Origin of the sequence: Nocardia sp. NPDC047654, from assembly GCF_043205035.1 — a bacterium.
In the GTDB taxonomy this organism is placed as follows: Bacteria; Actinomycetota; Actinomycetes; order Mycobacteriales; family Mycobacteriaceae; genus Nocardia.
In genome coordinates, this window is record NZ_JBIDDF010000020.1 from 51,607 (window position 1) to 65,598 (window position 13,992).

Annotated in this window: 13 protein-coding genes; 10 read left to right on the forward strand and 3 right to left on the reverse strand. The window is 68.8% G+C overall.

Annotated features, from left to right (window positions below; genetic code table 11):
- Positions 1 to 80 precede the first annotated feature (80 nt).
- Positions 81 to 848, reverse strand: a complete 768-nt coding sequence (locus tag ACGF7Y_RS32530) for a sulfite exporter TauE/SafE family protein (protein ID WP_393240573.1) — start codon at positions 846 to 848, stop codon at positions 81 to 83.
- A 269-nt stretch (positions 849 to 1,117) separates the two neighbouring features.
- Between ACGF7Y_RS32530 and leuA the strand changes: the two genes are divergently transcribed.
- Together leuA and ACGF7Y_RS32540 are read left to right on the forward strand one after the other, a co-directional pair.
- On the forward strand, positions 1,118 to 2,911 hold the full coding sequence (gene leuA / locus ACGF7Y_RS32535) for a 2-isopropylmalate synthase (RefSeq protein WP_393240576.1): 1,794 nt from the start codon (positions 1,118 to 1,120) through the stop codon (positions 2,909 to 2,911).
- 262 nt (positions 2,912 to 3,173) lie between these two features.
- Positions 3,174 to 4,802 (forward strand): AAA family ATPase, encoded by a 1,629-nt coding sequence (locus ACGF7Y_RS32540; RefSeq protein WP_393240579.1) that lies wholly within the window; start codon positions 3,174 to 3,176, stop codon positions 4,800 to 4,802.
- A gap of 36 nt (positions 4,803 to 4,838) precedes the next feature.
- On the opposite strand, the gene ACGF7Y_RS32545 is transcribed toward ACGF7Y_RS32540, so the two are convergent.
- The gene (locus ACGF7Y_RS32545) at positions 4,839 to 5,774 is read right to left on the reverse strand and encodes a LysR family transcriptional regulator (protein WP_393240677.1); all 936 of its coding nucleotides are present in this window, start codon (positions 5,772 to 5,774) and stop codon (positions 4,839 to 4,841) included.
- Between the two features lie 102 nt (positions 5,775 to 5,876).
- On the opposite strand from ACGF7Y_RS32545, the gene ACGF7Y_RS32550 reads away from it, so the two are divergent.
- From ACGF7Y_RS32550 to ACGF7Y_RS32585, 8 genes are all read left to right on the forward strand, one after another.
- Positions 5,877 to 6,827 (forward strand): EamA family transporter, encoded by a 951-nt coding sequence (locus ACGF7Y_RS32550; protein WP_393240582.1) that lies wholly within the window; start codon positions 5,877 to 5,879, stop codon positions 6,825 to 6,827.
- A gap of 232 nt (positions 6,828 to 7,059) precedes the next feature.
- Positions 7,060 to 8,832 carry an FAD-dependent oxidoreductase gene (locus tag ACGF7Y_RS32555; RefSeq protein WP_393240585.1) on the forward strand — a complete coding sequence of 591 codons (1,773 nt, stop codon included), beginning with the start codon at positions 7,060 to 7,062 and terminating at the stop codon, positions 8,830 to 8,832.
- Positions 8,833 to 9,156: 324 nt separating this feature from the next.
- On the forward strand, positions 9,157 to 9,591 hold the full coding sequence (locus ACGF7Y_RS32560) for a hypothetical protein (RefSeq protein WP_393240588.1): 435 nt from the start codon (positions 9,157 to 9,159) through the stop codon (positions 9,589 to 9,591).
- Between the two features lie 304 nt (positions 9,592 to 9,895).
- Entirely contained in the window at positions 9,896 to 10,537 is a 642-nt protein-coding gene (locus ACGF7Y_RS32565; protein WP_393240590.1) for a pyridoxamine 5'-phosphate oxidase family protein, read from the forward strand.
- Positions 10,538 to 10,602: 65 nt separating this feature from the next.
- Positions 10,603 to 11,841: a MurT ligase domain-containing protein gene (locus ACGF7Y_RS32570; RefSeq protein WP_393240593.1), complete on the forward strand. Its 1,239-nt coding sequence runs from the start codon at positions 10,603 to 10,605 to the stop codon at positions 11,839 to 11,841.
- The gene (locus ACGF7Y_RS32575; RefSeq protein WP_393240680.1) at positions 11,835 to 12,545 is read left to right on the forward strand and encodes a type 1 glutamine amidotransferase; all 711 of its coding nucleotides are present in this window, start codon (positions 11,835 to 11,837) and stop codon (positions 12,543 to 12,545) included. Before ACGF7Y_RS32570 ends, ACGF7Y_RS32575 begins: the two co-directional genes overlap by 7 nt.
- 205 nt (positions 12,546 to 12,750) lie before the next feature.
- Complete coding sequence (locus tag ACGF7Y_RS32580; RefSeq protein WP_393240595.1) at positions 12,751 to 13,095, forward strand: hypothetical protein; 345 nt, start codon at positions 12,751 to 12,753, stop codon at positions 13,093 to 13,095.
- Positions 13,092 to 13,541 (forward strand): MerR family transcriptional regulator, encoded by a 450-nt coding sequence (locus ACGF7Y_RS32585; protein WP_393240598.1) that lies wholly within the window; start codon positions 13,092 to 13,094, stop codon positions 13,539 to 13,541. Before ACGF7Y_RS32580 ends, ACGF7Y_RS32585 begins: the two co-directional genes overlap by 4 nt.
- Before the next feature lie 96 nt (positions 13,542 to 13,637).
- Here the strand turns inward: ACGF7Y_RS32585 and ACGF7Y_RS32590 are convergent, their stop codons facing one another.
- Entirely contained in the window at positions 13,638 to 13,982 is a 345-nt protein-coding gene (locus ACGF7Y_RS32590) for an ester cyclase (RefSeq protein ID WP_393240601.1), read from the reverse strand.
- Positions 13,983 to 13,992 lie beyond the last annotated feature (10 nt).

Sequence of the window (13,992 nt, forward strand, 5' to 3'; positions counted from 1 at the left end):
GGCGGGCGTCGTCCCCCTGAGGATTGACATCCCACCCTGAGATCTTCGCGACACGACCTCGGCACCCGGCGCGGCCCGTCCTAGGACGCCATCAGGCGGATCACCGCGATGACGCCGACGACGACGATGACCGCGCGCAGCGCGACCGGCGGCATCCGCCTGCCCAGCCGTGCGCCGAGCTGCCCGCCGATGATCGAGCCGAGCGCGATCAGCACCGCCGCACGCCAGTCGACGTCCGCCACGACGATGAAGATCAGCGCGGACACCGCGTTGACGATCAGGGCGAGCGCGTTCTTCACTCCGTTGAGGCGCTGGATGTCGTCGTGTACGAAAACGCCCAGCAAACCGATCAGCAGCACGCCTTGAGCGGCTCCGAAGTACCCGCCGTAGACACCTGTGGCGAAGATCGCGGCGAACAGGACGGGGCCGCCGTGCGCGGGAGCCGGGGCGTCGTCGTTCTCCCTGCGGCGCTTGACCCAGTCTGCCAATCGCGGCTGCACGACCACCAGCACCAGTGCCAGGATGATCAATATGGGCACGATCGCCTTGAACGCGCCGGCCGGTAAGACCAGCAGCAGGACCGCGCCGGTGATGCCGCCGAGCAACGACGCGGTGCCCAGCCGCACCAGTCGATCGCGCTGGCCTGCGAGTTCCCTGCGATATCCGTGCACGCCGCTGATCGAGCCGGGAACCAGACCGATGGTGTTGGAGACGTTCGCGGTCACCGGAGGAAGGCCGAACGCCAGCAGAACGGGAAACGTGAGCAGCGTGCCGGAGCCGACGATGGTGTTGATGCCGCCCGCCGCGATGCCCGCACCGAAGACGGCCAGTTGCTCCAGCCAGGTCATAGCCAATCCTTCGACGTCCCGTCGGACCACGGGCCCGTACAAGCGTTGTCCACTGCCGGACCGAACGGTAGCCGGGTCGTCGGATCACCCGACGATGGACCTCCCTTCCCGCCCGAACAGCGGCACGGTAAACTCGCGGACATCATGCAGCGGGCACTTCTTCTCGACCGCCGCGACGGGGTCTGATCGGACCGGCTCCCGTCGCGGGGTTTTGCCGCGCCGGTCGACCCAGCCCATTGGGAAAAACGACATCCTCGGGAGAAACCCCCATGTCCCCTGCTGACGCATTCGTATCCGCCGCGCGCACCATCACCGCGCCGAGCAAGCCCGCCCCCGCCGACCAGCCCGGGTGGAACAAACAGAAGAACTCCTCGATGCCGACGTTCCGCTACCGGCCGTTCGCCGAGGAGGTCGAGCCGATCACGCTGCCCGACCGCACCTGGCCGGACCGGGTCATCGACCGGGCGCCGGGCTGGTGCGCGGTCGACCTGCGTGACGGCAACCAAGCGTTGATCGACCCGATGAGCCCCGCCCGTAAGCGCCGCATGTTCGACCTGCTGGTGCGGATGGGCTACAAGGAGATCGAGGTCGGGTTCCCTTCGGCGAGCCAGACCGATTTCGACTTCGTCCGCGAGATCATCGAGGACGGCGCGATCCCCCACGACGTGACCATCCAGGTGCTGACCCAGTGCCGCCCGGAGTTGATCGAACGTACGTTCGAAGCATGCGCGGGCGCGCAGAGCGTCATCGTGCACTTCTACAACTCCACCTCGATCCTGCAGCGGAAGGTGGTGTTCCGCGCCGACCGTGCGGCGGTGAAGAAGATCGCCACCGACGCCGCCGCGCTGTGCCTGGAGATCGAGCAGCGCTACCCGGACACCTCTTGGCGCTACGAGTACAGCCCGGAGTCCTACACCGGCACCGAGCTGGAGTACGCCAAGGACGTCTGCGACGCGGTCTCGGCGATCATCGCGCCGACGCCGGACAAGCCGCTGATCATCAACCTGCCCGCCACCGTGGAGATGGCCACGCCGAATGTCTACGCCGACTCGATCGAGTGGATGAGCCGCAACCTGGCCCGCCGCGACTCGATCGTGCTGTCGCTGCACCCGCACAACGACCGCGGCACCGCGGTGGCCGCCGCCGAGCTGGGCTACCAGGCGGGCGCCGACCGGATCGAGGGCTGCCTGTTCGGCAATGGCGAGCGCACCGGCAACGTCTGCTTGGTCACGCTGGGGATGAACATGTTCTCCCGCGGCATCGACCCGCAGATCAACTTCTCCGACATCGATGAGATCCGCCGGACCGTCGAATACTGCAACCAGCTGCCGGTGCACGAGCGCCACCCGTACGGCGGCGACCTGGTCTACACCGCGTTCTCCGGCAGCCACCAGGACGCCATCAACAAGGGCCTGGACGCGATGAAGGCCGCGGCCGACGCCGCCGGGGCGGATGTCGACGACATCGTCTGGGAGGTGCCCTACCTGCCGATCGACCCGAAGGACGTCGGCCGCACCTACGAGGCGGTGATCCGGGTCAACTCGCAGTCCGGCAAGGGCGGCGTCGCCTACATCATGAAGACCGACCACGGGCTGGCGCTGCCCCGGCGGTTGCAGATCGAGTTCTCCCAGGCGATCCAGAAGATCACCGACGGCGAGGGCGGCGAGGTGACGCCCAAGGAGATGTGGGACGTCTTCCACGAGGAGTACCTGAGCCCGATCCGCCCGCTGGAGCGGATGCGCCAGAAGGTCACCGCGTCGGAGACCGACGGCGGGGTCGACGCCATCGTGGCCGTGGTGAAGGTCGACGGCGTCGAACAGGAGATCACCGGCAAGGGCAACGGACCGCTGGCGGCGTTCGTCGACGCGATCGCCGCGGTCGGCTTCGACGTCGAGGTGCTGGACTACTCCGAGCACGCGATGTCCGCGGGCGACGACGCGCAGGCCGCCGCCTACGTGGAGTGCGCGATCGGCGACAGGGTGGTGTGGGGCGTCGGCATCGCCACCTCGATCACGACCGCGTCGCTGCGCGCGGTGGTGTCGGCGGTGAACCGGGCGCACTGACAGCGCGTTCCGGAAGGACTCGGACGGGCGTCGCGACGGTTCCACCGCGCGGCGCCCGATCCCGCTGGCGCAGACCGCTTGTGGGCCGCGCCGCTCCCCACGTCCGGCACGCCTTCCGCGACACGGCGTAGCGAACCCCGTGCTAGCGTGGGATTCGCACTCCAAGCGCCGAGCTCTCTGCTCGAATTCCCGAGCAGATGGGGGAACCGTGACAACTAACGACCACAATCCGACCTCACCGCCCTGGCTGCAGAGTCATTCCGTGGATACGGCCGAAGTCAGCGACGCGGAGTCAGCGGCCGCCGATCCGTCGGCCGAACCGATCGGCGGCGAGGAAGCGAAGGAATCCGACGTGGCGGATGGGCCTGCCCAGCCGGACGCACAGCCCGAACAGCCGGAGCCGCAAGGCTCGACGGAGCAGACCACGGTCTACCCGCAAGCAGGCGCACCGGCGCAGGCTTGGGCTCCCCCGCAGGCAGGACCGGCCGAGCCCTACGGTTCGTACGCCCCGCCGAGCCCGGGCCCGTATCCCCCTCCGTCGCCGTTTCCGGGGGAGTCGTTCCCTACCGGCGCATTTCAGCCGCAGCCGAGTCACAGCGGTAGCCACCCGATAGCCCCACCTCCCGACGGACCCCATCCCGGTTACGGGGAGTACCGCCAGGAGATCGGCGGCGACGGCTTGGTCCGGCGGGTTCCGGTGGATTCCGCGCAGCCCGAATCCGGTGCGCCGCAGCAGGATCAACCCAGCGGCCCGATCTACAGCTGGGCGCCGCCGCCCCCGCCGGTAACGCATCAGCCGCCGCCGCCCCCTTACCAACCGCCGCCTCCGCCGCCGCTCGGGCAACCGCAGGTGCCGAGCTGGCAGGGCGGTCCGCCGCATCTGTCCGCACCGCCGTTCCAACCGCAGCATGTGCCGCAGCCCGGCCAGCCGGGGCATTCGGTGAACGACCTCAACCTGCTCAGGCGGGCCCGCAGGGCCCCGCGCAGCGGTTGGCGCCGTGCCGTGCACAAGGCGTCCGGCGGCATGATCAACCCGGGCGAGTCGGCGGCCGACATCGTCTACCAGGATCTCGTCGACCGGGTGAACCAGCCGGTACGCGGGGACTACCGGATCGCGATCCTCTCGCTCAAGGGCGGCGTCGGGAAGACCACCACCACGGTCGGTCTCGGCTCCACCTTCGCCTCGCAGCGCGGCGATCGGGTCATCGCGATCGACGCCAATCCCGACCTGGGCACGCTCGCGCACCGGGTGCCGCGGCAGACCCGCTCCACCGTGCGCAACCTCCTCGAAGACCAGCACATCACCAGGTACTCCGACGTGCGGGCGCACACCTCGCAGGCGCCGAGCCGCTTGGAAGTGCTTGCCAGTGAACAGGATCCGGCGGTCTCCGAGGCGTTCAGCGAAGCGGACTACCGCAAAGCGATCGGCATTCTGCAGTCGTTCTACAACATCATCCTGACCGACTGCGGCACCGGCTTGATGCACTCCGCGATGGCGGGCGTGCTGGATATGGCGAGTTCGCTGGTGCTGGTCACCTCGCCCGCCATCGACGGTGCGCGCAGCGCGTCGGCCACGCTGGACTGGCTCGACCACCACGGTTACGGCAAGCTGGTGGAGCGAACGGTCGTGGTGGTGAACGCTTCCCGGCGCGGCGCGTCCACCGTCGATCTGGACCAGCTGCGCAAGCTGTTCCTCGACCGCACCCGCGCGGTGCAGGTGGTGCCGTTCGACGACCACCTCGCCGAGGGCGCGGAGATAGATCTGGAACTGGTGAGCAAGCCGACGCGGCGAGCGCTGCTGGAGCTGGCGGCGATGGTCGCCGACGACTTCGGCTACGTCAGCTCACAGTCCCAGCATCCCTACCGGCACCAGCCGCCGCCGGGATTCTGATCGGTTCATCGGCCGACTCGACGCCGCCGCCCGGAGCTACGCCCGGGCGGCGGTGCCTTTTGCGTGCGGCGTTCCGGAATCGGCCGTCGCCGACGTGGCGGCCGATTCGAACGCCGCGAGCACGGCCGCGATCGCCGGACGGGCCTCGGCCCGGGGCCGGGTGGCCAGTTCGTACATCCGGGCGGCACGCACACCGGACAGCCGCAGCACCGCCAGTTCGGGGTGGCCCACGGCGTAGCGCGGCATGAGCGCGACACCGTAGCCGACGGCGACCAAGGTCTCGATGACGCGGAAATCGTTGAGGCGCTGCGCTATGCGCGGCTGCACGCCGGTCACGGTGGCGATCGAGCGCAGCACGTCGTCGACGGGGAATCCGCCCCGCACGCTCAGCCAGGTCTCGTCGGCCAACTCCTCCGGCGTCACGGCCGAGCGGCCCGCGAGCCGATGCGTCGGCGCCGCGACGACATCGATCGGCTCGCGCATGAGCACCCGGGTGGCGATGCGCGGATCGGCAATGGGCGCGGCGCGTTCGTCGCGGTGGGTCAGGACCACGTCGTAGTCGGCGAGCAGTCGCGCCACCTCCGACGGTGGCACGTCCTCGTCCCGCGCGACCACCTCGACACCGCTGTCCACCATGCCGGGCAGCACGTGCGGCAGCAGCAGGGCGCCGCCGGAGGGGAACACCGCGACGCGGACCCGGCCGCGCGGTGAGCCGCGATAGTGCGCCATCTCGGCGACCGCGCGATCCATGGCCGCGAACACTTCGTCGGCGCGCACCACCAGGGCGCGGCCCGCGTCGGTGAGCCGGACCCGTCTGCCGTCGGGTTCGAGCAGGGCCACGCCCGCTTCCCTTGCCAGCACCTTGAGCTGCTGGGAGACGGCGGAAGGCGTCATCGACAGCGCCGCTGCGACGGCGGCCACGGTGCCTCGATCGGCCAGTTCACGCAGCACCCGCAGCCGCTCCAGGGCCATCGGCGGACCGGATGTGACCCGATTGTCCATTAAGTCAAACTACATCATTCATCCACTATTATTCGATTGTCCTGATGATTAGCGAGCCGCACGATGTAGTGCGTGACCAACCGCGACCGCCTGCTCGGCCTGACCGTCGTCCTGCTCTGGGGATTGAACTTCCTCGCCATCCGGGTGGGGCTCGACCACTTCCCCCCGTTCTTCTTCGCGGCGCTGCGCTTCGCGGTGCTCGCGGTGCCCGCGCTGCTGTTCGTTCCGCGCCCTCCGGTGCGGATGCGCTGGATCCTGCTGTACGGCACCGGGTTCGGCATCCTGCAGTTCGCGTTCCTGTTCACGGCGATGCGGGTGGGCATGCCGACCGGGCTGGCCTCGCTGGTCCTGCAGTCCTCGGCGCCGTTCACCGTGTTGCTCGGCACGCTGCTGCTGGGTGAGCGGATTCGCCCGGCGCAGGTCGCGGGGATCGCCGTGGCGGTAGCGGGCATGGCGGTGATCGGCTGGGACCGGCTGGAACACGCGACCCTGCTCCCGGTGCTGCTCACCTTGGCGGGCGGGCTCGGCTGGGCCTTCGGCAACATCGGCGCGCGCCTGGCGGGTACCGAGACCCCGGGCGTCAACCCGCTGCATCTGATGCTGTGGACCACCGCCGTGCCGCCGGTGCCGCTGTTCGCGCTGTCCATGGTCGCCGAAGGGCCGACCACGGGCGCTCGCGCCTTCGCCGAGTCGTTCACAGCAGAGGGCTTGCCCGCGCTGCTGGCTCTCGCCTATATCGCCGTTCTCGCGACCGTCGTGGGCACGGGACTGTGGACCTACCTGCTCGGGCGCTATCCCGCCGGGCTGGTCGCGCCGTTCTCACTGCTCGTTCCGGTCGTCGGGATCGCCGCCGCCTGGATTGCACTCGGCGAGACACCGACCCCGTTGTCACTGGTCGGAGGCGTGGTGGTGCTGGCAGGCGCGTTCGCCGCCACGTCGAGCAGGCCACGTGCCGTGACGACCGACATCCGCACCGGGGCACCGAGCGCCCCCGCACCGGCGGACTCCGGCCGCCCGGCCTGACGGGCGGTCACGCCCGGATCCGGCAAGCGACGCCGCGGGCCGGACGGACCCGCGCGACCTGATCGGCGCCGACCCCCATGGACGCCGAAGCGCGCGCCCGCGTGTGCTCGGTCGCACGAGTTCCGTACGTCGCACCGATCGCTTCGCGGGGTCGGTGCGAGATCCTCGAATTGCCGCCTTACAGTGGTGCCCGGCGTGGAAGTTGGTCCCGGTTCTAGCAACAGAGCGGCGCATGGCAGAAAATCGATGGACCGTATCGCGAAGAACACTGCTTCGTAACACGGTCGTGGCGGGAGTGGCAGCGGGTGCGCTGGCGGCGGGTGCGGTGCGACCGACACCGGGCGCGGCGAATCCCGGCGGCAGACGGGTCGCGGTGCTGGGCGGCGGTGTCGCCGGTCTCACCGCCGCGCACGAGCTGGCCGAACGCGGATTCCAGGTCACCGTCTACGAAAGGCGCGCGTGGGGCGGCAAAGCCCGCAGCGTCGGCGTACCGGGCACCGGAGTCGAAGGACGACCGGACCTGCCCGGTGAACACGGCTTCCGCTTCTTTCCGGGCTTCTATCAGCACGTGCCCGACACCATGCGCCGAATCCCGTTCCCGGGCAACGCGAACGGCGTATGGGACAACCTTGTCGCTGTACCGGAAGCGCGATTCGCCCGCCGCGGCGGCGACGACTTCCGCGTCCCGCTCGGTCCGCGTTCCCGCGCCGAATTCTCTCCGGACAGTTTCCGCGAAACGCTCGGCGCGGCGTTGTCGACCGCACTGAAGATGCCCCCCGACGAGGGCATCTACTTCGCCGAACGCCTGCTGGTCTTCAACACCAGCTGCGATGCCCGCCGCGTCGGCCAGTGGGAGCGCACCTCCTGGCACGATTTCGTCGGCGGCCACGCCCGCTCGCACGAGTTCCGCGCGCTGCTCTCGCGCACGCTGACCAGCATCATGGTCGCCGCGAAGGAGAACGTGGCGAGCGTGCGCACCATCGGCACGATGGGCGAGCAGTTCCTCGGCAATCCGATGGGGATCGGCAACGACGGCGGCTTGGACCGCGTACTCAACGGCCCGACCACCGCGGTCTGGATCGAGCCGTGGATGCGGCGGATCCGTGAACTCGGGGCCGAGTTCGCGCTCGGCACCGAGGTGCGCGAACTGGAGGTGCGCGACCGCAGGATCGTCGCGGCCCGCGTCGTCGACGAAACCGGCGCGCAGCGCACGATCGAGGCGGACTATTTCGTCGTCGCGCTGCCCGCCGAACGAGCGCGCACCCTATGGTCGCCGCAGGTGCTCGCCGTCCAGCCGGAATTGGCGGGGATGGACAACCTCGTCACCGACTGGATGAACGGCATCCAGTTCTATCTGCGCAGGTCGGCCGACATCTCGCGCGGCCACACCGCTTATATCGACGCGCCGTGGTCGCTCACCTCGATCAGCCAGAACCAGCTGTGGCGCCGCAAGCTGACCGAGTTCGGCGACGGCGCTGTGCGGGACTGCCTATCGGTGGACATCTCCGACTGGAACACCCCCGGCATCCTGTTCGGCAAACCGGCCAAAGAGTGCACGCACGAGGAGATCGCGCGCGAGGCGTGGGCACAGATCCGGGCGCACCTGGACGACCGCGGCGAGGTGCTGGGCGACGCCGACCTGCACTCCTGGTTCCTCGACCCGGGCATCACCTGGCAGGAGGGGCAGCGGCGCAATGCCAACGCCGATCCGCTGCTGATCAACACGGCCGGGTCGTGGGAGTACCGTCCGCAGGCGCACGGCGCCCTGGAAAACCTCTTCCTGGCAGGCGACTACGTGCGCACGAATGTCGACCTTGCGACCATGGAGGGCGCCAACGAGTCCGCGCGCGCCGCGGTGAACGCGCTGCTGGACGTTGCCGGTTCGAACGCGGAGCGCTGCCGGACGTACACCCTCTTCCGCGCGCCCGAACTGGAACCGCTGCGCCGGATCGACGCCGACCGCTACGCGGCGGGACAGCCGAACCTGTTCGACATGCCGGTGTGACCGGAACACCCGAACGCCCGTTCTCGAGTTATTGCGCTGACCTCAGCAAAGCGATAGTCTCTGACTATGCACGGGGAAGAGGGGGACCTCATAACGCGGGGAAAAATCTGGCGTTGGAACAGCAAGCGCGCGACAGGAATCGTTGAGTCCATCACCGGAGATCACATCTGGTTCGGATTGGACTCATTACGCGGGAGGAATTTCGACGATATCTCGATCGGTGACAGCGTCGAGGTCGAGTACGAATTCGCCCAGCAAGACTCCCATACTCTCCGCGCAGTGAGAATAGACTGGTTGTAGATCACGCTTTTCAACGGGGGGATAATGAAATATTCTTTTGCGGCAGCTCTCGCCACTGCCGTTCTTCTATGCGTGCCGAGCTTTGCTGCCGCTGAACCGAACCCGGCCGACCTGGAGTTCACGGCAAGTTCTGCGTATCGAGAGTACCAGAACAATATCGCGAAGTTCACCGGCCAGGTGAACTACAGTTCGAACGTGTTCGCATGGTTGTTGAAGCTATTGCCCGCGACTCAAAACATTGTGTACGGCGGCATGAACTGCCATACCACAATAGGCGGAATTGCCGGCTACTCCGACGATCATCAAAACATCCCGCGCGACTACCTCCTCCATTCGAGCATCAAAATCGATCGAGGACGATGGTACAAGCTACGTAGTCGATGTGATTTCAAGGTGTTGACCGATGCCGGAATGCAGCCAGGCAATGTGGAAACGTCTGTCGACTTCATCGCCAGGTAGCCGCGCTCCTGGCATCGTCGGAGTTCTCCGACGGAGCGGCCGACCGGCATAAAAGTGCGGCACGCAGCGATCGCGCCCACGGCTGAGACAGCCCCGTGTAGGCCGAGGGTGGGTTGATGGTCAGCAGTTCGCGCATCCGCCGAATGGGCTGGTGTGCCGCGGGTCGGTGTCGTTGCGCTGACCGCTACACAGCCGGGTAGTCCCAACATCTTGGACATCCCGGTGTGAACGGATGTGATCGATCTCCCCTCGCAGGAACCGATTTCGAGCGCCATCCTCCGGGCTGCGGTGCTTGAATCGAAATATGCGTGAAAGCATCGCCTCCGACGAGATCACCGACCCGGCGGATCTACGGGCGTTGCTCGGCGAAGTCGCGCCGCGCACCGCCACCAAGGAGCGGGTCGCGCTGCACGCCAGGGACCGGGAGTGGATCGCCGCCTCCCCGTTCCTGGTGATGAGCACCAGCGATGCGAACGGCAACTGCGACGCCTCCCCGAAAGGCGATCCGGCCGGGTTCGTGCGGGTGCTCGACGACACCACCCTCGCCGTGCCGGAGCGCCCCGGTAACCGGCGCGCCGACGGCTACCTCAACATCCTGGCCAACCCGCATGTCGGCCTGCTGTTCGTGATCCCCGGCCGCCGCGAGACGCTGCGGATCAACGGCCGTGCCCGGCTGGTGCGCGACGCGCCGTACTTCGACGACATGGTGGTGCGCGGGCACCGCCCGATCCTCGCCGTCGAGGTGGATATCGACCAGATCTTCTTCCATTGCGCCAAAGCGTTCATGCGCAGCCACCTGTGGGAGCCCGAGCAGTGGCCGCAGGACACCTTGCCCAGCGCTGCGTGCCTGGTCAAAGAGGTGCAGACGAACGTAACCGAGACGGTGGAGGAACTGGAGCGCTACTACTCGCCGGAGAACTACGCGGCCAAGCTCTACCGGGACTGAGCCGCGTGGCCCACGCCACCCGACCGCGGCGCGCCCGGAGCGCGGGGCGAACATAGACTCGCGACGTGGCAGACATATCGGTGCGCGGACGACTCGCGCTGGCGGCGGCGGGAGCGGCGTCCTGGGCCTCGCAGAAGGCGGGTCGCGGCAAGGGCTCGATGATCGGCGGCCTGATCGCGTTGAAGATCGATCCGACCGTCATGGACCAGTTGGGGCGGCAGCGGCGCACCGTGCTGGTGACCGGCACGAACGGCAAGTCCACCACCACGCGGATGACCACCGCCGCGCTCAGCACCCTCGGCGCGGTCGCCACCCAGGCCGACGGCGCGAACATGGACGCGGGCATCGTCGCCGCGCTCAACGCGCACCGGCGCGCGCCGCTGGCCGCGATCGAGGTGGACGAACTGCACCTGCCGCACGTCACCGATTCGCTGAACCCCTCGGCGGTGGTGCTGCTCAACCTCAGCCGCGACCAGCTCGACCGGGTCGGCGAGATCAACATGATCGAGCGCAAGCTGCGCGCCGGGCTGGCCCGGCACCCCGCCACCGTCGTGGTCGCCAACTGCGACGACGTCCTGGTCACCTCCATCGCCTACGACCACCCCAACGTGGTGTGGGTGTCCGCGGGCAGCGGCTGGGCGATGGACGCGACCAGCTGCCCGCGCAGCGGTGAGCCGATCGTCTGGGAGGGCACGCACTGGCGCAGTACCGGTGCCGATTTCCAACGCCCCGAACCGGATTGGTGGCTCGACGGGGAAGACCTGGTCGGGCCGGAGGACGCGCGGTTCCCGCTGCGGCTCGCGCTGCCGGGCCGGGCCAATCGCGGCAACGCGGCGCAGGCGGTGGCAGCCGCCGTCGCACTCGGCGCCGACGCGGAGCAGGCCGTCGCGGCCGCGGGCACGGTCCGCGAGATCGCGGGCCGTTACCGCACCGTGCAGGTCGGTGAGCACGACGCGCGTCTGCTGCTGGCGAAGAATCCGGCGGGCTGGCAGGAGGCGCTGTCGATGATCGAGCCGACCTCCGCGGGCCTGGTGATCGCGGTGAACGGCCAGGTGCCCGACGGCGAGGACCTGTCCTGGCTGTGGGACGTGCGGTTCGAGCACTTCGAAGGCGTGCAGGTGGTGGCCGCGGGCGAGCGCGCCACCGACCTGGCGGTGCGGCTGACCTACGCAGGCGTGGAGCACACCTTGGTGCCCGATCCGGTGCGCGCCATCGCATCGTGCCCCGCGGGCCACGTCGAAGTGCTGGCGAACTACACCGCGTTCCGCGATCTCAACCGTGACCTCGAGGAGCAGGCATCATGAGTTCGACCTTCCGCATCGGCCTGGTGCTGCCGGACGTGATGGGCACCTACGGCGACGGCGGCAACGCCCTCGTGCTGCGCCAGCGACTGCGCATGCGCGGCTACGACGCCGAGATCGTGGAGATCACGCTGTCCGACCCGGTGCCGGATTCCCTGGACATCTACACCTTGGGCGGCGCGGAGGATTCCGCCCAGCGGCTGGCCACCCGGCACCTGCAACGCTATCCCGGCTTGCAGCGCGCCGCCGCGAAAGGCGCGCCGGTGCTGGCCATCTGCGCGGCCATCCAGGTGCTCGGCCAGTGGTACGAGACCTCGGTGGGCGAGCGGGTGGACGGCGTCGGCCTGATCGACGTCACCACCTCGCCGCAGACCGAACGCGCGATCGGAGAGGTGACCACCGCACCGCTGCTCGACGGGCTCACCGCGGCGCTCACCGGCTTCGAAAACCACCGTGGCGGTACGAAACTCGGCGGTGAAGCGCACGGCCTGGCGCGCGTCACCCGTGGTGTCGGCAACGGCGTCGGCGACGGGCTGGAGGGCGTCGTCCAGGGTTCGGTGATCGGCACCTACATGCACGGCCCTGCGCTGGCCCGCAACCCCGAACTCGCCGACCTGCTGCTGACGCGCGCCCTCGGCGTCACCGAGCTGGCTCCCCTCGACCTCCCCGAGGTCGATCAGCTTCGCCGGGAGCGCCTGCGCGCCTGAGTTGGGCGGGTGGTCTCGCCCGACCGGCCGGCGATCCGGGCGCGGCGACGATGATCCGCACGATTCGGCCGAGGGCTCGCGGCGGTACCGCCACGACGAGCATCGCGACGTGGCCGGTGGTCCCGCGTGGCTCGAAGCGTTGGTGGGCCCGATTCCGCCGGTCGGGGTTGCATCCTGTACCCGGGTACACGCTTACCGTGGCCACATGATGATTTCGCCTTCCGCTGGGGATCGGGTGCCGGAGTCATGCACCTTGCCCACCGTCGAGCAGCCTGCCCGGGTCGCGGAGTTCGATCGGTTCTTCGCCGACTCGGTGCGGGGCGCGCGCCGGCCCGCGCGCACGCGGCTGGATCTGCTGCTGGACGCCGACGCCGAACCGGTCGGCCGTGATCTCGCCGCCCGGGAATCGGGTTGCTGCGCGTTCTTCGCGTTCGGCTTCGGCACCGCCGATTCCGGACCGGTGATGCGCATCGAGGTTCCCGACACCGAGGTCGAGGTCCTCGATGCGCTCGCCGCGCGGGTGGAAGCCTCGATCGGCGGCCGGAGGTGACCGGCCTGCGCACCGGCGAGCTGGCCGCGGCGGCGGGAGTGAACGCCCAGACGTTGCGGTACTACGAGCGGCGCGGGCTGCTCGCCGAACCGCGGCGGTCCCTGGGTGGGCATCGACTGTATCCGGAGCAGTCGGTCACGGTGGTGCGGGTGATCAAAGCGGCCCAGCGGCTCGGGTTCACCCTCGACGAAGTCACCGAACTGCTGGCCGCCACCCGGTTCGGCCGCCGCCGCGCCGATGCCGGGTTGCAGGCCCGCGCCACGGCCAAGCTGGCCGAGGTCGACGCGAAACTAGCCGAGCTGACCGCGGTGCGCGACACCCTGCGCGCCGCACTCGCGGCCGGATGTGACGACCTGATCGCCTGTAGTGAGAACCCCTGCTGCCCGGTCCCATTCGCCGTCACCGACAGCGACGTCACCGGTACAGGGACCGACCGTGATCGCTGAGGACACGGCGCTGATGGGCGCGTTGATCCGCCTCGGTGCCACCCCATTCCGATCCTGATCACCGCCGGAGTCATCGGCGACGGAATCGCAACGCTCTCAGGCCTCGCGACGTAGGGAGGACAATCCCCAGAGTTCGGCTATCCGACCATCGCGGATCGTGAACATCTCCAGCATCATCGGTGGGTGCCGGTCGGGGATGCCGTGCACGCTGGTTCGTACGGCGACCCGATCGCCGTCGACGATCATGTCCTCGACGACGACGCGGACGTCGGGAAAGGCTTGGTGGAAACGCTTCCATGCCTGGACGACGCTGCTCGGCCCGGTAGCTTCGAGCGGGTGGCTGTAGAAATCGTGGGTGAAGATCTCCTCGGTCGCGGTGTAGTCACGGGCGTTGAACGCCTCGTACATCCGGTGGGCGGCGGCCTTCTGGTCGACTGTCAAAACTGGTCCT

Bases quoted from the DNA above. Each gene is read 5' to 3' on its own strand.
- ACGF7Y_RS32560 (WP_393240588.1), top strand. From the start codon at position 9,157: ATGAAATATTCTTTTGCGGCAGCTCTCGCCACTGCCGTTCTTCTATGC.
- ACGF7Y_RS32555 (WP_393240585.1), top strand. From the start codon at position 7,060: ATGGCAGAAAATCGATGGACCGTATCGCGAAGAACACTGCTTCGTAAC.
- ACGF7Y_RS32545 (WP_393240677.1), bottom strand. From the start codon at position 5,774: ATGGCCCTGGAGCGGCTGCGGGTGCTGCGTGAACTGGCCGATCGAGGC.
- ACGF7Y_RS32565 (WP_393240590.1), top strand. From the start codon at position 9,896: ATGCGTGAAAGCATCGCCTCCGACGAGATCACCGACCCGGCGGATCTA.
- leuA (WP_393240576.1), top strand. From the start codon at position 1,118: ATGTCCCCTGCTGACGCATTCGTATCCGCCGCGCGCACCATCACCGCG.
- ACGF7Y_RS32530 (WP_393240573.1), bottom strand. From the start codon at position 848: ATGACCTGGCTGGAGCAACTGGCCGTCTTCGGTGCGGGCATCGCGGCG.
- ACGF7Y_RS32580 (WP_393240595.1), top strand. From the start codon at position 12,751: ATGATGATTTCGCCTTCCGCTGGGGATCGGGTGCCGGAGTCATGCACC.